Source organism: uncultured Dokdonia sp., from assembly GCF_947492535.1.
GTDB lineage: Bacteria > Bacteroidota > Bacteroidia > Flavobacteriales > Flavobacteriaceae > Dokdonia.
Genome location: NZ_CANLNH010000002.1, coordinates 325,484 through 347,865 on the forward strand (window position 1 = coordinate 325,484; position 22,382 = coordinate 347,865).

The following is a 22,382-nucleotide window of genomic DNA, read 5'->3' on the forward strand; positions in this document are numbered from 1 at the left end:
TGCTTTTACTATAAAGTACCTACTATGAGTGATGCAATAAAGCATGAATGTGGAATCGCCCTTATACGATTAAAAAAACCACTTAGCTATTATAAAGAGAAGTATGGAACTGCTTTTTATGGAGTAAATAAAATGTATCTAATGATGGAAAAGCAGCACAACCGTGGTCAAGACGGTGCTGGTTTTGCAAGTATTAAGTTAGATATGGCTCCTGGGCAGCGTTATATCTCAAGGCAACGATCTACAGAACAGCAACCTATTCAGGATATTTTTGCTCAGATTAATGGTCGTATTAATGAAGTCATGACGGCAAATCCAGATCGTAAAGATGATGTAGAATGGCAAAAAAGCAATGTTCCTTATTTAGGCGAGGTACTTATGGGACATGTACGATATGGAACTTTTGGAAAAAATAGTGTAGAAAGTGTACATCCATTTTTACGCCAAAATAATTGGATGCATCGTAACTTGATTGTTGCGGGTAATTTTAATATGACAAATGTAAGCACGCTTTTTAATAAGCTTGTTTCATTAGGCCAGCACCCTAAAGAGCATGCAGATACCATTACTGTTATGGAAAAAATAGGGCATTTTCTTGATGATGAGGTGGCAAAATTATATAAGAAATTAAAAAAAGAAGGATATAACAAGCAACAAGCTTCTCCTCAAATAGCAGAACGATTAAAAGTTGAAAAAATATTAAAAAGAGCCTCAAAAGACTGGGATGGCGGTTATGCTATGGTAGGTCTTTTAGGTCATGGAGATGCATTTGTGTTAAGAGATCCTGCAGGAATACGTCCAGCATATTACTATGAAGATGATGAAGTAGCAGTGGTTGCAAGTGAACGTCCTGTAATTCAAACAGCATTTAATGTAGACTTTGATGATGTAAAGGAATTAGATCCTGGAAGTGCGCTAATAGTAAAGAAAAACGGAAAGTTAAGTATTAAAAAAGTATTAGAATCGCTTACGCGAAAAGCATGCTCATTTGAACGTATTTATTTTTCAAGAGGGAGTGATGCTGAGATATATCAAGAGCGTAAATTGTTAGGAAGACTTTTAATGCCAGAAGTACTTAAGAGCATAGATCACGATACTAAGAATACCGTTTTTAGTTTTATCCCTAATACAGCCGAAACTTCTTTTTATGGACTTGTAGAGGCTGCTCAAGATGAACTTAATAAACAAAAAGGAGAAGAGCTGTTAGCTTCAAAAGAAGACCTAGATAAGGAAACCGTTGAACGTATCCTTTCGCGAAAGCTAAGAACAGAAAAGATTGCGATAAAAGACGCAAAACTTAGAACCTTTATTACAGAAGATAGTAGTCGTGACGACCTAGTTGCCCATGTATATGACGTTACCTATGGCGTGATTCAACCTGAAGATAAACTTGTTATTATAGATGATAGTATTGTAAGAGGGACGACACTTAAAAAGAGTATTATTAAAATGATGGCGCGCCTTAATCCTAAAAAGATTATTGTTGTCTCTTCTGCTCCGCAAATACGTTATCCAGATTGTTATGGTATTGATATGGCAAAACTGGAAGACTTTATTGCTTTTAGAGCGGCAATAGCCCTTCTTAAAGAAAATGGAAAAGAAGCTGTTATTTCAGAAGTATATGAAAAATGCAAAGCACAAGTAGATCTTAAAGATAAAGATGTACAAAACTTTGTAAAAGAAATTTATGACCCTTTTACAGATCAAGAAATTTCATCAAAAATCTCAGAATTATTAAGTGATGAAACTGTAAAACCAGAAGTAGAAATCATTTATCAGACAGTAGAAAACCTTCATAAAGCATGTCCTAAAAATTTAGGAGATTGGTATTTTACGGGAGACTATCCTACCAATGGAGGGAATCGCGTTGTTAACCGTGCTTTTATAAATTATATGGAAGGAAATAGTGCCAGAGCTTATTAGATTGATCTTAAGTAAATCACAAATCTCATATTTTTTGTGTATTTGGTCTAAAAATCGTGTAGTTGGTCTAAAAGATGTTGTACGGTTGTAAATCAATATTATATTAGCAGAGCCATAGCATAAGTAGGTTAAGTTCATGGTAGATTTGGGGCAAAAAAAGGTGGAACTTTCCGCCTTTTTTTATGCCCAAAATTTTAAATAGAAAAGTAGATAATAAGTATAAAATATCGGCTTGTTATTTTTTTGAAGAGTTAAAATTTTCTGTCTACAGATTAATTTCAATTTACATACCTTTACAGAAACAGTTTTATAAGCCATGGGTCAACTCCTTTTTTGGGCAACCGTTTCAATTTTCTTTTCATTTTTATGTTCCATATTGGAAGCGGTATTGCTAAGTATATCTCCTACATTTATAAATATTAAAAAAAGTGAAGGCAAAGGGTATGCATCTAGTCTTGAAGAATTAAAAAAAGATGTAGATAAACCTCTTATTGCTATATTAACTCTAAATACATTAGCACATACTGTAGGTGCAATGATGGTAGGTAATGTTGCTGCAGATTTATATCCAGACTTTGAAATCTTAGGTGTAAATTTTGTTGGATTGGTTTCTGGTATCATGACGTTTCTTATTCTAGTAGCATCAGAAATTATACCTAAAACAATAGGAGCTACCTATTGGAAGCAACTTGCTAATTTTACAGCAAAAGCACTTAGAGCACTTATTTTTCCGCTCAAATGGACAGGAATCTTATGGTTGTTACAGCTTACAACAAAACTCGTTGGAGGCAAAGGACACCATGGAAGTGTTTTAAGTAGAGAAGATTTTACAGCAATGGCTCAAATGGCTAGTGATGAAGGAGTCTTTGAAGAATCAGAAAGTAAGATCCTAACCAATTTATTATCATTTAAAGATGTACTTACAAAAGATGTAATGACGCCTCGTACGGTTATGAAAACGGCCGCCTCTAAAATGACAATAAGTGATTTCTTTAAAGAGAATCAAGAATTGCGTTTTTCTAGAATTCCAGTATATGATAAAAATATAGATCAGGTTACGGGTATTGTTTTAAAAAGCGAAGTGTATAGAGAAATGGCGCTTGGGAATGATCAAAAAATATTGGAAAATATACAACGACCTATACTTATTACAAATCGTAATCTCCCTATACCAGACCTTTTTGAAGAGTTAATTTCTACAAAAAACCACATTGCATTAGTAGTAGATGAATATGGTACTACAAGTGGTTTAGTAACCATGGAAGACGTTATTGAAACACTATTAGGTCTAGAAATTATGGACGAGAGTGATCGTGTTGCAGACTTACAAACACTAGCTAGAAAAAACTGGGAAAAGAGAGCAAAAGAGCTGGGATTATTAGATGAAAATAAAGTATCAGATGAATAAAATACTATGTGTAGCACTTTGTTTATTGACTACAATCACCTATGCTCAAAAGGATAATGCAAAAGATGCTTTTCTAGAAAAATGGAATAATTCTAAAAATTATTTAATTGCGATCGCAGAAGCGATGCCAGAAGATAAGTATACATATGCTCCTACAGAAAGAGAAATGAATTTTGGCGCTCAACTATTACACATGAGAGGTAATATGCTTTGGTTAGGAAATACTTATTTTTCTTCTGAAGGATTTGATAGAAAGGCGCTCTCTAAAAACACTCCAGAAGGGAAAGAAGCGATAATTAATGCTTTAAAAAAGTCTTTTGATGATGTATATGTACTTGTTGAAAAAACATTACCAGAAGAATTAAAAGAAACCGTACAGTTTTTTGCAGGACCTAAATCTAAATTACAAATCTTAAACCTTCTACAAGATCATCTTACACACCATAGAGGTCAAATAATAGTATATCTTAACTTAAACGAGATTGTTCCTCCAGATTATAGCGGATGGTAGTTATTATAATGCTTTTCTAGACTTTGTAAACGCCTTGTTTAAGTTACGTAAAATAGTCGTTAAAAATTGTGAGATATCATAAGGCTTTAGAATGATATCATTCATTCCAGAATCCATAATTGTAGCACGCATTTCATCTAGCTCTACAGCGGTGAGGGCTACAATAGGAACTTCAGTATTAAACGTTCTAATTGCTTTCGTAGCTTGAACCCCATCTACCTTAGGCATATGAATATCCATTAAAATGAGATCGTATGTATTTTCTTTTACCAATGCAATTGCTTGCTCCCCATCATCAGCTAAAGAGCATTGAAATTGACGCTTTTCAAGAATCTTTTGGGTGATTTTTTGATTGATACGATTATCATCTACTACGAGAATGTGCACATTTTCGAATACATGAATAGCAGTACTCTCTTTACCAATACTCTTTACAGTTTCATTTTCATTAGCAACATTAGCCTCTAAATTGATCGTAAAAGTAAAAATAGAACCTTTGCCCATTTCACTTTCTAAAACTATTTTGCTATCATATAAAGCCAAAAGCTTTTTTACAATAGGTAAACCAAGACCCGTACCTTGATAATTATAGTTACGGTTTTCTACTTGAGAGAACTCTTCAAAGATTGTTTTCTGTTTACTCGTAGGAATACCAATTCCATCGTCTTTTATAGTAAATTTTGTTTTGTATAACCCTTCTTTTGTCTTTTCTAAAAGATCAATAGATACCCATATATTTCCATCTTCATTAAACTTTATAGCGTTTCCTATTAAATTCATGAGGATTTGAGAGAGCCTTACATAATCTCCTACTTGTTTATCGGGTAAGTTTTCGTCTATATGTAAATGTATTTTGTTGTTATTCTGCTCTAAACTAAATTCGAAAGAACGTGTAATACTTTTTGTAAGACTAGATAATCGATATGCTGTTTTCTCTAAAGTAACTCCATTAGCATCCATTTTATTTAAAAGAAGCACATCATTTATAAGTGCCAATAAATAATCTGCAGAAAACTTTAAAGATTTAAGATCTTCCTTGTTTTTAGAATCTTCATCTTCTAGTAAAATGGAAGCTAGTCCAATAACACCATATAAGGGTGTACGTAATTCATGGCTTACTGTAGAAAAAAACTGTGTTTTAAGTTGAGATAATCGTTCTGCATCATCTTTAGCAACCATTAATTGATTATTCTTTTCGTGCAAGCGTCTGATATATTTTTTTCGAGATTTAAAAGCAAAAAAGATAGCAATAAGCGCAATTAATAAAATAATAGAGGCAAGAATAAATATATTGCGCAAATCTCTAGACTTCTCAACGAGTTTATCATTTATGATTTGTTCATTCCTGGCAGACTTTATAGTGCGTTCATATTCTTTAATATTAAAGCGAGTATTAGCAGCCTGTACTTCTCTTAATTTATCACGCTCATACTTCTTATCATCAAGCTTTTTTGCTTCCTTAAGTAATATATATGCTTTCTCATAATTCCCTTGAAGTTCGGCAAGCTTACCATAATGTTTATAGAACTCTAAAGCAATAGAACTGTATTTTTCTATTTTAATGACTTCTTCAACCTTTAAAAAAGCTTGTTCGGCAAGTTTATAGTTTCCTTTTTGAGTATGATACCTGCCAAATAGTGTCTCACCATCAACAATATCTCTAGGGTATAACGTATCTTTTTCATAGAGTTTTTGTGCCTGAAGAAGATAAGGAAGCGCTTCATCTGCTCTATTTTCATCTAGATAGGTCCAGGCGATATTAAGAAGCGGGGCTATCTTTGTTAATTCATTACCTTCTGAATTAAGCTCAATGCTCTTTTTGTAATAATCAATTCCTTTTTGATAATTTTCTTTTCCATCAGATTCTACATTTCCTAAACTTAAATAGGCCCAATAAAGTATCGAATCTTGCTTACTATCTTTTACAATTTTTAATGCTTTTTCATGATTTAATCTAGCCTGAAGCGTATCTTTCATTTCGCTATTAATACTCCCCATAAGGTCATACCCAATAAAAGTGTAATAAGGACTTTGTTGTCTTTCACCTTCAGCTATAATTTGAGTAGCAATCTCAATAGCATTTTTATATTCAAGTTCATCTATATTACTAAATACCAGCTCACTTAAATTGTATATGCTATCTTGAGTTATAGATTTTTCTTGTGCAAAAGAAAGATTTACACAAAAAAGAAGAAGGATGATATAGTATAGGTTACACTTCATCTACGCAGTTTATAGGGCTATAACAAAATTACTCATAAACAATAGGATACACAAAAAATAGATTCTACCCAAAAATCATTCAAAACTTTTAGCAAAATGCATACCTTTAGATATGCATAAAGTATACATAAATAGTCCTGTAGGAACGTTAGAAATAGAAGGAGATGATCAAGGTATTACTGCAATTACTTTTTTAGATGGAGATCTCCCTTCAACTGACGAAATCCCTGATGTTCTAAAGGATGCGGTACAACAACTCAATGAATATTTTGCAAAAGAAAGAACAGATTTTGATTTAAAATTAAACCCACGCGGAACAGATTTCCAGAGAAAAGTATGGTCTCAGTTACAGACAATATCTTTTGGAAAGACAGCATCTTACTTAGATATGGCAAAAGCCTTGGGAGACCCAAAAGTAATCCGTGCAGCAGCAAGTGCTAATGGGAAAAACCCTATATCTATTATAATCCCGTGTCATCGAGTCATAGGGAGCGATGGATCTCTTACAGGATATGCAGGAGGATTACATCGTAAAAAATGGTTATTAGAGCATGAAAGCCCTCTAAAACAAACTTCTCTTTTTTAATTAGATACAATTTAAAACGATATTTTATACTCTTATGAAGTTTATAAAGAAATTTTTAAAAGGATTAATAAGCGTGATCATCCTACTCGTTATTATTGCCTATATAACAGATTACGAGTACATTTTGAAAGGAGTTCGCGTGGTCTATATGACAGGACATGTAACAGCCTATATAGACGATTATCCACATTTTGAAAATGAAGAAATAGCAAATGGAACACCACAACCATGGGCATTACATAAAGCATATAATACAGCTAAAGCAACCGCTAAATTAGAGAAGACACATCAAGAATTAGGAACCATTGCATTCCTTATCATTAAAAATGACAGTATATGGTATGAGAACTATGAAGAAGATGGAGAAATAATGTACGGTCCCACTTCAAAAACAAACTCTTTTTCTATGGCAAAAAGTATAACCAGCGCTTTATTAGGCAAAGCAATTGAAGACGGTTATATAAAAAGTTTAGAGCAACCCTTAGGAGATTTTTTTGAGCAATATAAAGGCTCTAAGACAACAGTTGGAGATCTGTCATCCATGTCATCAGGATTAGATTGGCAAGAAAGCTATACAAGTCCGTTTAGTGTAACCGCAAGAGCCTATTATGATGATGATTTAGCAGAAACCATCCTACATCAAAAAGTAGTAGAAACACCAGGGAGTTCTTTTAAATACTTAAGTGGAAACACGCAATTATTAGGGATGGTAATAGAAAAAGCGACAAATAAGAAATTAGCATCATATCTCTCAGAAAGTTTCTGGAAACCACTAGGAATGGAACAATCTGCCTTATGGCAAGTAGATGACTCAGACCATAGGTTAGTAAAAACATACTGTTGTATCGCAAGTAATGCTAGAGATTTTGCAAAGTTTGGTAAACTTTATAAAGATCATGGAAGGTGGAACGGAAAACAACTTCTAGATTCTACCTTTGTTGCAAAGTCAACACACCCTAGATTTCCAAATGATAATATGTATGGCTATGGCTTTTGGCTTAGCGACCATAAGAATAAAAGCATATTTGTTATGCGAGGTATTTTAGGACAATATGTAATTACCATTCCTGAAGATGATATGATTATCGTAAGATTAGGCCACAAAAGGGGAAACTTTGTTGAAGGAGCATCTTTTACAGAAGACTTCTATATCTATATTGATGAGGCATATGCAATGCTTGAAAACAATTAATTCTATTTTTTGGGCGTGACCACAAGGGTCAGGCTTTTCGCTACAATTCCTCCCACACGTTCGTGTGGTGCGGGATTTTCACTACAATCCTTCACGCAAGACGGCTACAACCTTTATAATACATTTTAAGCGCTAATGTAAAATAAGAACCGATACTTAAAATGAACAAAGGGTTTTCTTATTTTAGAGATTTTAAATACATATATGATCTCAAAATTAAAATTAGAAAACATCCTCTTTTTAGATATCGAAACAGTACCACAAGCCATTAGCTTTGATACCTTAGATAATACAACAAAAACATTATATGCAGATAAAACTAAATATTTGCGTAAAGACGAGTATACACCAGAAGCGTATTATGAACGTGCAGGTATTTGGGCAGAATTCGGAAAGATTGTGTGTATATCTGTAGGGTATTTTAAAACAACAGGAGATACGAGAACATTTAGGACAACTTCTTTTTATGGAGAAGAGCGTACCCTTCTTATGGAATTTAAAAACCTATTAGAAACGCACTTTAATAGATCAAATCACATATTATGTGCCCATAATGGAAAAGAATTTGATTTTCCATATATAGCAAGACGAATGATAATATTGGGCATAGAATTACCTTATAAACTTAATTTATTTGGTAAAAAACCATGGGAAGTACCCCATTTAGACACATTAGATTTATGGAAATTTGGAGATTATAAACATTATACATCGCTTAAATTACTAACCCATATCTTAGGAATTCCTTCTCCAAAAGATGATATAGATGGAAGTGAGGTTAGAAATGTATATTATGAAGAAGGAGATATAGATAGAATTATTATTTATTGCGAAAAAGATACCGTAGCTGTCGCTCAGATTCTTCTCAAATTACGCAATGAACGACTATTAGAAGGTCATGAGATCATTTCTGTGTAATAGATAGTTTTAATGTTGTTTCGTCCTAAATAATCGACATCACTAGTTCATGACGATATATGTCTCAAAACAAAAACCCCGGTCATTGACCGGGGTTTTCTATTCATGATTGAATGGTTAGTGTCAAAAAATATGGTTATTTTTTGATGAATTGTTTTATCATTTTATTACCATTTGTTTCAATTTCTATAATGTACATTCCTTTCTTTAAGTTAGCAACATTAATAGTATTTGTAAATTCACTTTGACGTACTACTTGTCCAAGTGTATTATAGATAGTAAGGTTTTTTGCTTCTATATTTCCAACATTGATATTTAGTATTCCTTTTGTTGGGTTCGGGAATATTTCAAACTCAACACCTTCTATACTATTATTTCCAACAAGTGGATTTGTATTTTCATCACCTCCAAAGCTAGTAACCACATTAGATTCTGCATTATCACAAATACCATTTCCGTTAGCATCTTCAAAGACAGTAACATTTCTATAGAAAGAATCTCCATTGCTAGCTCCGCCGTCATGGTCAGTTACAAATAGTAAACGATCAGCAGCCCCTGTGTAGAATGTTCCTACAGGAATGGTATATGTTACCCATCCATTACCAGAGTAATTGTTAAAGTCAAGGATACCCCAATTTTGTGTTCCGTGGAATTGGAATACTAAATCTGAAGATAAGGTATTGTCAGATTCAAGTCCTATACCATGAATTTCTCCTTGAATATCACTTCTAAACTCTAATTGAATAACTGTATTAGCAGTAATTGTGTATGGGAAGTTGATATACTTCCAAGCATTGTCGGCTAATTTTAATTCTGTATTTCCATTCAATAACTGAGCTGTTCCATTATCTTGATTAGAGAAAGAATTGTATGTAGTATTCAAATCAACTGTAGAACATCCTGTGTTTCCACCACCAGCAACAACTCTTGTGTTATCGATAGCGACATCAGATTGCCAAGTACCTCCGGTGATACGGTTAAATCTTAATTGAACAGAACCTCCAACATAAGCGGCAAGGTCAATAGTTACATTATTCCATTGGTTTCCTTGATTTCCAGTTTGATTCCAGATACTAGTCCAAGTAGCTCCATCATCAGTACTAGCTTCAAGGTCTACACGTCCTCCATCTGTAGATCCGAACATATGGTAATCAAATATGAAAGAAGCTTCAGTTTGCGCACTTAAGTCAAAACATGGTGAATTTAATATAGCGCGTTTGTTCGGGAATCCAGCTCCATTACCAGAAGCCTCTACATATACGTAGAAAGATCCATCTGATCCTGAAGACGGCCCTGTATTATTAGAAGGTGTTCCTCCAGAGTCACGCGTCCAGTTTAGGTCATCCCCACCAGCTTGAGTCCATAGTCCTAAGTTAGCTTCAAAGCTTTCGCCGTAAGGCAATGAATTCACACCACCAGAACATCCACCAGGAGGCGCTGTTGTGTCTGTAGTTGCAGATATGGTATTACTATTAGCTGATACATTTCCAGCGGCATCTTTAGCTCTTACTGAGAATTGGAATGTTGTTCCTTCAGCAAGTCCAGTTACATTAGCAGTAGTACCTGTAACTTCACCTAGATTAGAACTTCCTTGGAATACATCATAAGCAGTTACTCCTACATTATCAGTAGAAGCTGTCCATGATAGTGCTACAGAGCTAGTTGTTACTCCAGTAACAGCAAGATTCGTTGGTACTGTTGGCGCTTGTGTATCTCCTGCTTGCGTACCTTCAATGCTGAATCCATCAATAGCGATGTCTCCCTGCCAAGAAGCGGCACTTGTTCCACGGAATCTTAGTTGTACGGTACCTGAGTATGCAGCAAGACTTACGTTTTGATCTATCCAAGCGGCTCCTTGATCACCCGATTGCGACCATAGTTCGGTCCAAGTTTGTGATCCATCTTCTCTTGCTTCTAGTCGTACTGTCCCTACAGCATTTCCTGTCATTTGATAACTGAAAGATGCAGAAGGTGCGTTTACGCCCGCAAGGTTGAAACACGGTGAATTAAGGATGGCTGTTTTATTAGGGAATCCTGCACCATCACCAGACACTTCCATATAGATATAGAAAGTTCCTTCATTAGCTCCAGCAGGTCCTGTACTATCAGAAGGTGTTCCTCCAGAATTGATTGTCCAGTCTATATCATCACTCGTATCTTGAGACCAAGCCCCTAATGTATTTTCAAAACCTTCATTGTATGGGAAACTAGCTACTGTAGAATTACAACTTGCAGGTGGTGGTGGTCCAGTACATCCACTTGTAAATGAGATAACTTGATCTGTATTTGTGTTTGTTCCTCCGTTAGAGTTTTCAACAGCATCTACACCTACACCTCTTCTAGCAAAAGCATCCCAGATTAAACAGTTGTATTGTCCTCCGTAAAGATCTTGATCTGCTTGAAGAATTCCATCACGTCCAGACACATATCCTGGATTATTAGCTGTGTTTTTAAGACCTTCAATAACAAGTGCCATAGCAATATTATTACCTCCAGTTCCCGTATATTGATTTGCATCATAGCCTTCAAGATCAATAAGATCCCAAGTCATATCCCATAAAATAGTAGCAAAACCATATCCTACACCATGTGGTACAGCAAGACCTCCTATGTCTCCATAATCAGTACCATTTACTGCTAAATCTGTCGAGTATCTTGTTGGGCGAATTCCAGCTCCTGTAGTAGGTTGTCCTAGTACAAATGTACCAACTCCTCTTGCTGTATTTCTATCATCTCCAGGACGAATTGTCATAACTAGTCCAAACCAATCAGACCATCCTTCTCCCATTTGCTCAGATCCTCCTAATGCATTTGTTCCAGGGCCTCCTACAAGACGTGTAGAAATTCCATGCCCATACTCATGCGCAATAATTACATTGTCGAAATCTCCATCTGATTGTGGATTTGTTGTATTCCAAAGAAACATTTGCATTCTTGGATTAGATCCATCTGGTGGTGTTGCAAAGTTTGCATTATTAATATCACCTCCATCTTGAGCATCCGCATTTACAGAATCACTTCCAGCCCCTCCATTTCCATAATTGTTTTCTTGAAAATTTCCAGAAGCTTCATTAAATCCATATTGATACCATACATCGTGTATAATATTATTCCAATAGAATAGATTAGTAATAGCTGCATTTTGGTAGGAAGAAGGATTGTTATTTAAATTTACAGGATAATCAAAATTAAGAGAACTTCCTCCATTAGGTCTTGATCCTGTTCCATTATTTCCATTTGCGTCTTCCTGAGCAGTAACGTTGTTACCTACAGTTGTTGTAAATTCTGCACCCGCACTACCATTTGTATCATGCCACCCAAAAGGTGAAGCCGTAGCATTTGCAGGATCTGAAACCAATGCACGGTTACCATGGCTAGGACTTTCAATTCCTAATGGGTATACATTATATGTACCTCCACCAACAAAAGCAGCGTCTACAGAAGTCATATTATAAGTAACAGGACCCATTTCTATTGTTTCTTCTACTGCAGTAGCATCATGACCATGATTTGCATGATCAGAATCCCCAAAACTACAAGAAATTACCCAGTCTTCAGTTCTTAAAATAGCTCCTGAGGTAGCATCTACATTTACACTCCACCAATGTTCTCCATCTAGAGGATAAATAGACACTTTCCAAGTTAAATGTAAAGCACCATCTTGATATAGGTATACTTTTTCAACATTAATTGGTTCAATACTTATTCCCGAATTTTCGTATGCAAATACGCCTTTCGATTTTTGAGTTGAATTTAGGTTTGTTGGTGTTGAGATTTGATGCGCATTAACAACAGACATAATAGCGCTTTCTGGCGTTAATGATGCTTGTGTTACACTAGCTTTTGCTCCTAAGTCACTAATGAATTGATTAATTTCCCAAGTTACTTCGCCGTTTTTAACAGTTAGCTTATAAGTACCGTTTTGAATAGGTACTCCTTGATACATTTGTTGCACATATACGTGTTGTATTTGTGGATTCAAAGATGGGACAATATCTGTAACTCGCCATTCAGATACATCCTGAGATGAAAAACCAGTTTCGGATTTTTCAGTGTGTTTACCAAAATAATTCTGGATAATGCCATCCATATTTTGGGCAATAGCAGTTGATCCTAACAGAAAAGCTGTCAAGAAAAATGTGTACAATTTTTTCATAATCGTTAGTAATTTGTTTGTTAATTAGGAACTCGTTTGTTAAAAACTCAAGATTTTATCTAAAAAACGTAATAATTTTGAAATAAATGAAATTTAATCGATGAAACGCACAATTTTTTTTAAGATTTCTTTAAGATTTAATTTTTTCTTAAAAACGTTAAACAAAAACCCGCCAAATCGATAGACTTTGTGTAAAAATGAATTTTGAAATAAAAAACCCCGATATCATATTTTGATACCGGGGTTTGAACACTCGTTTTTAATGTTCAAGTAATATTATTTATTTTTTAATGAATCTCTTTGTATGATTTTCATTTCCTATAGTAATTTCTATAATATACATTCCAGCTTTAAGTTTAGATACATCTACAGTTTCTATAAATGCTCCTTTGTGCACAGTTTGTCCAAGCATATTATAAATAGTATAATTTTCTGCTTCTGCTCCAATTACATTTACACTAAGCTGTCCTCTAGTTACAGGATTAGGGAAAACTGTAAAGTCAAAAGAAGAAATAGAACTAGTTGTATTATCTAAAGCATTAGGATCTGAGAATGAAGTATTAGTTGTCGAACTACTTACATTCACAATATAATCTTCTGCTTCACCAAAGTTAAAGCTTTCACAAGCTGTTGGTGCAGCATTATACTTCATTGATACTCGCATACGAGTAGGTCCTTGAGCTGCTCCCGAAGGCACTGTGATAGTACCTGAAATAGAAGTTGCTTGCGTAGGCGCTTGCGTAAATGCTGTTTCTCCTGCGTCAGCAAAGTCACCATCTCTATTCCAATCTATAAATACAGTATATGCTTCATTATAAACAGTACCAGTCCAGGTTGGAGTAATTGTAATATTAGCACTTCCACTTAAGTTTGTAGATAGGTTTGTAAAATCTCCATATCCACCAGCAGAAGCCCCAGTACTATTGTCTATACTTCCTATCTGCACTCTAGAGATATACTCATCATTTGTGTTTTGTCCATTCGATGCACAATATCCAGAAGGAGGATTCGGATCATTTCCACCACCAGCGACAACTCTTGTATTATCAATAGCGACATCCGATTGCCACGTACCGCCAGTGATACGGTTGAATCTTAATTGTACAGATCCACCTACATAAGCAGCAAGGTCAATCGTTACATTATTCCATTGGTTTCCTTGGTTTCCAGTTTGATTCCAGATACTTGTCCAAGTAGCCCCATCATCAGTACTTGCTTCTAAGTCAACACGTCCTCCATCTGTAGAACCGAACATGTGGTAATCAAAGATGAAAGAAGCTTCAGTTTGCGCACTTAAGTCAAAACATGGTGAATTTAATATAGCACGTTTGTTCGGGAATCCAGTTCCGTTACCAGATGCTTCTACATATACATAGAATGATCCATCAGATCCTGAAGACGGTCCTGTATTATTAGAAGGTGTTCCTCCAGAGTCACGCGTCCAGTTTAGGTCATCCCCACCAGCTTGTGTCCATAGTCCAAGGTTAGCTTCAAAGCTTTCGCCGTAAGGCAACGAATTAACACCGCCAGTACATCCACCAGGAGGCGCTGTTGTGTCTGTAGTTGCAGATACGGTATTACTATTAGCCGATACATTTCCAGCGGCATCTTTAGCTCTTACAGAGAATTGGTATGTCGTTCCTTCAGCAAGTCCAGTTACATTAGCAGTTGTACCTGTAACTTCTCCTAGATTAGAACTTCCTTGGAATACATCGTATGCAGTTACTCCTACATTATCAGTAGAAGCTGTCCACGATAGAGCTACAGAGCTAGTTGTTACGCCTGTTACTGCAAGATTTGTTGGTACTGTTGGCGCTTGTGTATCTCCTGCTTGTGTACCTTCAATGCTGAATCCATCAATAGCGATATCTCCTTGCCATGAAGTATTTGTTGTGCCTCTAAATCGTAATTGTACTGTATTACCACTATACGCAGCAAGACTTACGTCTTGATCTATCCAAGCAGCACCTTGATCTCCAGATTGTGACCATAGTTCGGTCCATGTGTTTTCTCCATCTAATCTTGCTTCAAGTCTAATAGTTCCTACAGAATTACCTGTCATTTGATAATGGAAATTAGCTGTAGGAGTAGTTACCCCAGCTAGGTCAAAACAAGGAGAGTTTAAAATCGTAGTCTTTCCTCCAAAGTTAGGATCAGATGCTTCCATATATACGTAGTAAGTGCCTTCAAACGCAGCAGCAGGTCCTGTGCTGTTAGAAGGTGTTCCTCCAGAGTTGATTGTCCAATCAAAATCATTACTTGAATCTTGCGACCAAGCGCCTAATGTGTTTTCAAAACCTTCATTATATGGGAAGCTTGAAACGGTAGTGCTACACGTAATAGGTGGAGGAGGAGTTGCTGTTCCAGTTCCTGTTACGATTAATGTAAAGGCTTGATTTCCTCCTGAGAGAGATCCTTTATGTGTAACTGTAATTGTATACGTTCCTGTTGCATTATCTATATCTACACGCTCATATGGATCTACAGTATTATCACCTTTTCCATTTGTAGTCACTCCGGTTAATCTCCAAGGAGTAGAAGTTGTTCCACTTTTAGTAACACGTATATCAAGGTCATTGACTAATCTTGATGTAGATGAGTTGGTTGCTGTAGTAGCTGTCCCTGGAAGATCTGTCCATGATATAGAAGCTAAAAGTGGACCACCATTAGCATCTACTTGAATTTGATAAGACCCTCCATTTGTAAGTGTTAATTCATCTACAATAGAAGAAGAACCATTACCAGTAATTGTTTCAGCCGCTTTCTTAGCATTCAATAACCCCCAGCCATGTACAGCATCAGGACCCGTAGGACCAATATCATCTGCAGTGTGTAAGGCAAGACCTTTGATTGTTGCCGCTTTCGCGAAAGCGGCATTAGTATTATTATAATGTTGTTGAAGTAATAATAAAGATCCTGCTACATTAGGAGAAGCCATCGAAGTTCCAGTAATAGAGTTATAGGCTGTGTCACTATTTTGATATGTAGAATAAACACCTGTACCATTCCCAGTAATGTCTGGTTTGATTCTATAATCATCTGTAGGACCTTCACTACTACTACTATTGATAGTAACACTTAGTAAAGTTCCATCTGCAGCAATATTTGCATCTTGGGCATTTGCCACAACAAGGTTGTTTTTTGAAGTGGAGTGTCCTGTTAGTTTATCATATGAAGAGTTTCCATCTAAAGGAGCTCCATTATATCCATTTTGATTTCCGTCATTACCAGCGGCAACGACCATAAGATAACTAGGCGCATTATGCATTACTTCATCCCAATTACGAGATTCGTCAATATAAGCTCCGAAATATTGATCAGGAACAAGATCTCCTCTAAAACCATACGAGTGATTTGATATCAACATCCCGTTTGCAGCAGCAGCGGCAGCTTCAGCTATATCATTATTCCACATATATCCATCCACTTTTGTATGTGGAGCCATTCCTTTAGCATCAGCTTGTACTCCCGAAGCCATAATAGTTCCACTTACATGAGCTGCATGAAAGTTTAATTGTGTTCCTCCTTCAGATGCAATATCTCTTATCGTTAAACGATTGTTTCCTCCTGCACCATCGTATTCCTGATGTGTTACACGACCATGACCTCCATCCCATACGTGAGCAGTCATATTTTGCCCCATTAGATTAAGTCCTAAAGATCCTCCAGCATTTAAATGATTAGTACGAGTAGATCTAGCAGCATCTACATTAAATGTACGATAGTATATTGGAGTTCCATCTGGCAAAATACGTTGTAATTCTGCAAAGCCTCCATCATCTAATGTTAGAGTTAGTGCTAATCCTCGTTGTGTGGCTTGTTGTTTAGCCAGTTGTTTTTGTTGTTGATTAATTTGGGAAAGTCTCTGTTCTAATTGTGATAGACGAGATTGATCATAGTCTTTAGTGATTTTTTGAATTTGTGCAGTAGTTTGTGCAAAAACCTGCATTGATCCAAAAAGCACAGCTAAAAGGAAAAATCCTTTTAAGTACATTTTCTTCATGATTTGTTTAATTTTGGTTAGTGTATTTAAGTTAATTTGTGAGAATACTTAAACATTTTGGCAAAAAAAACTGATTTGTTTTTTATTACAAAAATTTTTTCGACTAACTACACAGTATTTTTAATAAATCATAAAAAACACAGCAATATTCATTATAATTTTGATGAATAAATGATGTAATGACTGTTTTTTTATAAAAAACATATAAAAACTTCAATTCACGAAGGTTGTTTTTTAGAAAACTAGGAAGGAATCTGTAAGAAGAGATGTACTATCGCAGAAAGCTTAAAAAAACAAAAACCCGATGTTATTCAACATCGGGTTTTTTACACTAGTTTAAAAGTGTGTTCAAGTATGTAATGTTACTTTTTAACAAATCGCTTTGTATATGTTTCATTACCTGCAGTAACTTTTAAAATATACATCCCAGCTTTAAGTCTTGATACATCTAATGTATTGCTAAAGTTACCTGAATTTACAATTTGACCAAGCATGTTATAGATAGCATATCGCTCTACGTCTGCTCCAACAACTTTAATAGAAAGTTGTCCGTTTGTTACTGGATTAGGGAATACAGTAAAGTCAAATGATTCTTGAATATTTGAATTTGTGTCTTCTGTAAAGTTTGATGGTGTTTGTACTTCAGCAAAGTTACCATTACCAGAGTCAAGTGAAATATTATCTATAGCAACATCAGATTGCCAAGTACCTCCTGTTACACGATTAAATCTTAATTGTACACCTCCTCCAGTATATATAGAAAGATCTAGAGATACAGAAATCCATTGATTTCCTTGATTTCCAGATTGACTCCAGATAGCTGTCCAGTTTTCTCCATCGTCATCACTAATTTCTACAGCAATAGTTCCACTATCTGAAGATCCATACATATGGTAGTCAAAAGAGAAGTTTGCACTAGAAACATTTGTTAGATCAAGACACGGAGAATTTAAGATAGCTCTTTTATTTGGAAATCCTGTTCCGTTACCAGATGCTTCTACATACATATAGAATGATCCTGTAGATCCACTTGATGGTCCCGTACTTCTTGAAGGAGTACCATTAGCATCTCTTGTCCAGTTAATATTATCTTCATTAGATTGTGTCCAAAGACCTATACTTGATTCGAAACCTTCTCCATATGGAATTGATTCTCCTCCAACACACCCTGTTGAGATACCTCCTGCAGTCGTTATATTAAGAGCATTGCTTAATGCTGAAACATTATCTGCAGCATCTTTAGCACGAACTTGGAATTGGTAAGCTGTATCAAGGGTAAGACCTTGTATTTGTGATGATGTTCCAGAAACTGTTGTAGAAAGGATTCCGTCTACGTATACATCATAGGCAGTTACTCCTATATTATCTGTAGATGCGTCCCAAGTTAAATCTACCGTAGTTTCAGTTATGTTTAAAGCATTTAAATTAATAGGAGTAGATGGTGCAACAATATCTACAAATGCTCCTTCTGCTATTCTTAGGTCATCTATAGCAATATCACCTTGCCAAGAGCTCCCAGAAGTTCCATTAAATCTCAATGTAAGAGTGCCTCCTGTATAAGCGTCAAGATTTACAATAGCGTTTTGCCAATCAGCTCCTTGATTCCCTGATTTTGACCATATTTCTGTCCAAGAAATCCCACTATTAGTACTTGCTTCTAAACGAATAGTTCCTACTGCGTTTCCTGTCATTTGGTATTGAAAAGTAGCATGTGCTTCTGTCATTCCCGTAAAGTCAAAACAAGGAGAGTTTAAGATAGCTACTTTTGCAGGGTTATTAGGATTTGAAGTCTCCATATAAATATAATGAGATCCTTCTACAGCTCCTGAAGGTCCAGTTCCGTCAGAAGGCGTTCCTCCAGTTCTTACTGTCCAGTTAAAATCATCGTTAGTATCTTGAGACCATTGTCCAAGAGTATTGTTAAACCCTTGACTGTATGGGAAAGCAGTTACTTCTGCAACACAGCTATTATCTGGTTCTACAGGTGTATCTATTACTGTTATAATAAGTGAGTAATTTTGACTTCCAGAAAATAAAGTTCCTTTATGAGTTACCATAATTGTATACGTTCCATCTGCATCAGCAACATCTACACGCTCATATGGATCTACAAGATTATCTTCTTTTGCATTTGAGTCAACGCCTGTTAATCTCCAAGGCATAAAAGTATCTGCATCTTTAGTAATACGTAAGTCAAGGTCATTGATAAGTACTGGTGTAGGATCATTTGTTCCTGTAACTGGAGTTCCTGGAGCATCTGTCCAAGAAATAGAAGCTTGTAAAATTTTACCAGCTGGTACAGTAACTTGTGTTTGGTATGAAGCACCATCCGTTAACGTACGCTCATCGATTGTACTTGTTGTTCCATTGGCAGTAATTGTTTCTGCCATTCTTTTTGCATTTAATAATCCCCATCCGAAGATAGCGTCAGGACCTATTGCTCCAGCATCGTCTGCTGTGTGTAAAGCAAGACCTTTTAATGTGGCCGCTTTCGCGAAAGCGCCATTAACATCATTATAGTGTTGTTGTATCAAAAGTAATGATCCCATAACATTTGGAGAAGCCATAGACGTTCCTGTAATAGAATTATAGGCTGTATCACTGTTTTGATATGTAGAATATACTTCTGTTCCGTTACCTGCGATATCTGGCTTAATACGGAAATCATCAGTAGGACCTTCACTACTTCCGCTATTTATGTTTACGCTTATTAGAGATCCATCTGCTGCGATAGTAGCATCTTGTGCATTTGCAACAACTAGGTTGTTTTTTGTGATTGCTTTTCCAGTAAGCTTGTCATACGCAGCATTCCCACCAAGTGGAGCTCCGTTATATGTGTTTATATTCCCTTCATTACCTGCAGCAGCAACCATAAGGTAAAATGGTGCGTTATACATGATTTCATCCCAACTTTGAGACTCACTAGAATACGATCCAAACCACTGATCTGGAATATTAGTTCCTAATAATCCATAAGAGTGATTAGAGATAAGCATTCCATTTGCAGCAGCATTAGTAGCTTCAGCAACATCATCATTCCAACGATATCCGTTAATTTTTGCATGAGGAGCCATTCCTTGTGCTTCTGCTTGTACACCAGAGGCCATTACAGTTCCTGTTACGTGAGCAGCATGAAAGTTAAGTTGAATACCCTCACTAGCTTCGTCTTGTACCGTGTAACGGTTTGTTCCTCCTGCACCGTCATATTCTTGGTGAGATGCTCTTGCGTGACCACCATCCCATACATATGCTGTCATATTCTGTCCCATTAGGTTTAATCCTAATGAACCTCCAGCATTAATGTGTGTTGTTCTAGTAGAAACTGCAGCATCTGCGTTAAAAGTGCTATAGTAAATAGGCGTTCCGTCAGGAAGGATACGTTGTAACTCTGCAACTCCTCCGTTATCTAAAGTGATTTGTGCAGGAATTCCTTTTTGAGACGCTTGTTGCTTTGCAAACTGGCGTTGTTGAGCGTTCACTTGTAAAAACTGCTGTTCTAATTGAGCAAGTCTTTCTTGATTGTTTTCTTTAGTGATTTGCGAGATTTGGCTTAGCGTTTGTGCATATGCTTGTGTTGCGCATAATGCCAATCCTAGAGATAGTACTCTTAGGTAATTTTTTTTCATGACTTATTTTATAATTTGGGGTTAAGTATCTACAATACAATTGCATTACTTCGGCGGCGAAAGTCAATCAAAAAAACAGAAAGAAAAAAATTTTTCGACAAAATGCGCAAAAAAATCTTTTACCTGTAAATAGCAGTAAATTTTCATCGATGAATGACACAATTTTAACATTTTAAAATAGCATGTTTGATGAAAACCAACAACTTAAATTGAGGGAATCCCTCAATTTTAATAAATATATATCATAAAGAAAGGCTGTAATAAAATATTACAGCCCTTCAACAAACCAAACAATCAATTATGAACACTTAATATTTTTAGTTTCTAGGACGGATTTCAACAGTTACAAGATTATAACCTCCTCTTCCGTCTTCTACAGCAACTACTCCAGGGCCACTATTGTATACTCCTTTACCGTATTGTACATCTTCAAGATTACTTACACGACGTATAGTTGTATTTGAATCTGCTGCTCCTGTGTTAGGACCTGCTTGGCGAGGTGCTTGATCTGCACCAAACCCTACAGTTTGATCTATTTCTGTTCCAGCATCATATAAATATGATTTTGTAGTAGCTCCAAATCCTGAGTATGGAGTTTCTCCGTCTTCTCCAAATAATGGGAATCCTTCATTATTGTATGCAATAAACCAGTCGTTAGTATTTACAAGCATGGTTCCGTATCCAAATTTATAAGCTGCTCCTACAGGTACTGTTAATTCGAAAGTAAGACTCTCTCCTGGACGTACATTTGCATTTTCATTATTTGCAACAGCCGTTACACCTTCTAATGTATTTAGGTAAGTTACCGCTACAGCTCTATTTCCATCTTCAGCGATTTCTTCTACACCACTATTTGGGTTTGCAGCACTACCTTGAGAGAACCAAGGATCACTTTCTTGAGTAAATGCATAAGCAACACCTCCAGAAAGCACACTATAAGTAGATGCTAGACGAATAGGATCTCCATTAGGTCCTTCTTCATGAAACCAGTTATTTAATGCAGTTGGCATACCATCTTCAGCAATAGCTTCAAGACCAACCCCACGATCTGCTTCTCCTAATGTGAATAGTGGATTTGCTAATGCGTGTAATACAGTTATACCAGGAGTTACTACAAATCCATTTTGTGAGCTCGGTGCTTCATCTGGATTTGGAGTCATAATAGCAGTTATAGTAAACGTAAACGTTCCTGCACTATTTGCTGTACCTGCCTCATAATCTAGAACAGCTGTGATATAGGTATCTCCACGACGACCATTTCTATCTACGATACGTGTAGCTGTATTTGGATCTTCAGGACCTACATTTGCTCCTGCTGGTGGGAAAAACTCCGGAAGGTTGTCTGCTTCTGTTCCTGCATCAAATAAGATAAGTTCACTAGCGATGTCTCCTGTAACAGGAGCGCCATTTTCCCATAGATCAATTCCTCCAAAATCTTCTGGCGCTAAAAACCAATCATTACTATTCCCCATCATAGTTACTGGAGTAAATTTTGTACCAGGCACTGCTTGGAAAGAGATTTGATACTGATCTCCATTTTGATTCAGTGGTCCTGGGGTAGGAGTTTCACCATCTCTTAAACGTTCTGAAAAAGGAATAGCTTCAAAATAATTTGCTGCATTTGTTACTGTAATATCAAAAGTAACGAGGTTTGCTTCTTCTTCCTGTTGTTGCTCTTCTTGTTGTTCTTCTTGCTGCTCTTCAACGAATATATCGTTGTCATCAGACTCACATGCTGCGAGTATGGTTACTAAGGCAAATGCCGATAAAAGTGTCTTTTTCATTTTTAAATCTTTTTAATATTGTCTTTTTTATAATTCAAGTTTTGATAATCGA

11 protein-coding genes are annotated in these 22,382 nt (G+C 36.0%); 6 read left to right on the forward strand and 5 right to left on the reverse strand.

The window, feature by feature from the left end; all coding sequences use genetic code 11:
* Window positions 1-24 precede the first annotated feature (24 nt).
* From Q1A60_RS04425 to Q1A60_RS04435, 3 genes are all read left to right on the forward strand, one after another.
* Window positions 25-1,923, forward strand: a complete 1,899-nt coding sequence (locus Q1A60_RS04425; RefSeq protein ID WP_299761954.1) for an amidophosphoribosyltransferase — start codon at window positions 25-27, stop codon at window positions 1,921-1,923.
* 316 nt (window positions 1,924-2,239) lie between these two features.
* Window positions 2,240-3,331, forward strand: a complete 1,092-nt coding sequence (locus Q1A60_RS04430) for a hemolysin family protein (protein WP_299761957.1) — start codon at window positions 2,240-2,242, stop codon at window positions 3,329-3,331.
* Window positions 3,324-3,842 carry a DinB family protein gene (locus tag Q1A60_RS04435; protein ID WP_299761960.1) on the forward strand — a complete coding sequence of 173 codons (519 nt, stop codon included), beginning with the start codon at window positions 3,324-3,326 and terminating at the stop codon, window positions 3,840-3,842. Before Q1A60_RS04430 ends, Q1A60_RS04435 begins: the two co-directional genes overlap by 8 nt.
* 3 nt (window positions 3,843-3,845) lie before the next feature.
* On the opposite strand, the gene Q1A60_RS04440 is transcribed toward Q1A60_RS04435, so the two are convergent.
* The gene (locus tag Q1A60_RS04440; protein ID WP_299761963.1) at window positions 3,846-6,065 is read right to left on the reverse strand and encodes a response regulator; all 2,220 of its coding nucleotides are present in this window, start codon (window positions 6,063-6,065) and stop codon (window positions 3,846-3,848) included.
* A gap of 112 nt (window positions 6,066-6,177) precedes the next feature.
* Between Q1A60_RS04440 and Q1A60_RS04445 the strand changes: the two genes are divergently transcribed.
* The 3 genes from Q1A60_RS04445 (at window position 6,178) to Q1A60_RS04455 (ending at window position 8,761) form a co-directional block, all read left to right on the forward strand.
* Entirely contained in the window at window positions 6,178-6,651 is a 474-nt protein-coding gene (locus Q1A60_RS04445) for a methylated-DNA--[protein]-cysteine S-methyltransferase (protein WP_299761966.1), read from the forward strand.
* Window positions 6,652-6,685: 34 nt separating this feature from the next.
* A complete protein-coding gene (locus tag Q1A60_RS04450) occupies window positions 6,686-7,843 on the forward strand; it encodes a serine hydrolase (RefSeq protein ID WP_299761969.1) in 1,158 nt (385 codons plus the stop codon).
* 204 nt (window positions 7,844-8,047) lie between these two features.
* On the forward strand, window positions 8,048-8,761 hold the full coding sequence (locus Q1A60_RS04455) for a 3'-5' exonuclease (protein ID WP_299761972.1): 714 nt from the start codon (window positions 8,048-8,050) through the stop codon (window positions 8,759-8,761).
* Between the two features lie 136 nt (window positions 8,762-8,897).
* On the opposite strand, the gene Q1A60_RS04460 is transcribed toward Q1A60_RS04455, so the two are convergent.
* The 4 genes from Q1A60_RS04460 to Q1A60_RS04475 all read right to left on the reverse strand — a co-directional run bounded on the left by Q1A60_RS04460 (window position 8,898) and on the right by Q1A60_RS04475 (window position 22,330).
* Window positions 8,898-12,917, reverse strand: coding sequence for a M36 family metallopeptidase (locus tag Q1A60_RS04460; protein WP_299761975.1), 4,020 nt, complete (start codon window positions 12,915-12,917; stop codon window positions 8,898-8,900).
* Between the two features lie 280 nt (window positions 12,918-13,197).
* Window positions 13,198-16,920: a S8 family serine peptidase gene (locus tag Q1A60_RS04465; protein ID WP_299761978.1), complete on the reverse strand. Its 3,723-nt coding sequence runs from the start codon at window positions 16,918-16,920 to the stop codon at window positions 13,198-13,200.
* Between the two features lie 362 nt (window positions 16,921-17,282).
* On the reverse strand, window positions 17,283-20,546 hold the full coding sequence (locus Q1A60_RS04470; RefSeq protein WP_299761981.1) for a S8 family serine peptidase: 3,264 nt from the start codon (window positions 20,544-20,546) through the stop codon (window positions 17,283-17,285).
* A gap of 317 nt (window positions 20,547-20,863) precedes the next feature.
* Window positions 20,864-22,330 carry a spondin domain-containing protein gene (locus Q1A60_RS04475; protein ID WP_299761984.1) on the reverse strand — a complete coding sequence of 489 codons (1,467 nt, stop codon included), beginning with the start codon at window positions 22,328-22,330 and terminating at the stop codon, window positions 20,864-20,866.
* Between the last annotated feature and the right edge of the window lie 52 nt (window positions 22,331-22,382).

Coding starts and splice junctions, on each gene's coding strand:
- Q1A60_RS04425 (WP_299761954.1), top strand. CDS start 25: ATGAGTGATGCAATAAAGCATGAATGTGGAATCGCCCTTATACGATTA.
- Q1A60_RS04430 (WP_299761957.1), top strand. CDS start 2,240: ATGGGTCAACTCCTTTTTTGGGCAACCGTTTCAATTTTCTTTTCATTT.
- Q1A60_RS04435 (WP_299761960.1), top strand. CDS start 3,324: ATGAATAAAATACTATGTGTAGCACTTTGTTTATTGACTACAATCACC.
- Q1A60_RS04440 (WP_299761963.1), bottom strand. CDS start 6,065: ATGAAGTGTAACCTATACTATATCATCCTTCTTCTTTTTTGTGTAAAT.
- Q1A60_RS04445 (WP_299761966.1), top strand. CDS start 6,178: ATGCATAAAGTATACATAAATAGTCCTGTAGGAACGTTAGAAATAGAA.
- Q1A60_RS04450 (WP_299761969.1), top strand. CDS start 6,686: ATGAAGTTTATAAAGAAATTTTTAAAAGGATTAATAAGCGTGATCATC.
- Q1A60_RS04455 (WP_299761972.1), top strand. CDS start 8,048: ATGATCTCAAAATTAAAATTAGAAAACATCCTCTTTTTAGATATCGAA.
- Q1A60_RS04460 (WP_299761975.1), bottom strand. CDS start 12,917: ATGAAAAAATTGTACACATTTTTCTTGACAGCTTTTCTGTTAGGATCA.
- Q1A60_RS04465 (WP_299761978.1), bottom strand. CDS start 16,920: ATGAAGAAAATGTACTTAAAAGGATTTTTCCTTTTAGCTGTGCTTTTT.
- Q1A60_RS04470 (WP_299761981.1), bottom strand. CDS start 20,546: ATGAAAAAAAATTACCTAAGAGTACTATCTCTAGGATTGGCATTATGC.
- Q1A60_RS04475 (WP_299761984.1), bottom strand. CDS start 22,330: ATGAAAAAGACACTTTTATCGGCATTTGCCTTAGTAACCATACTCGCA.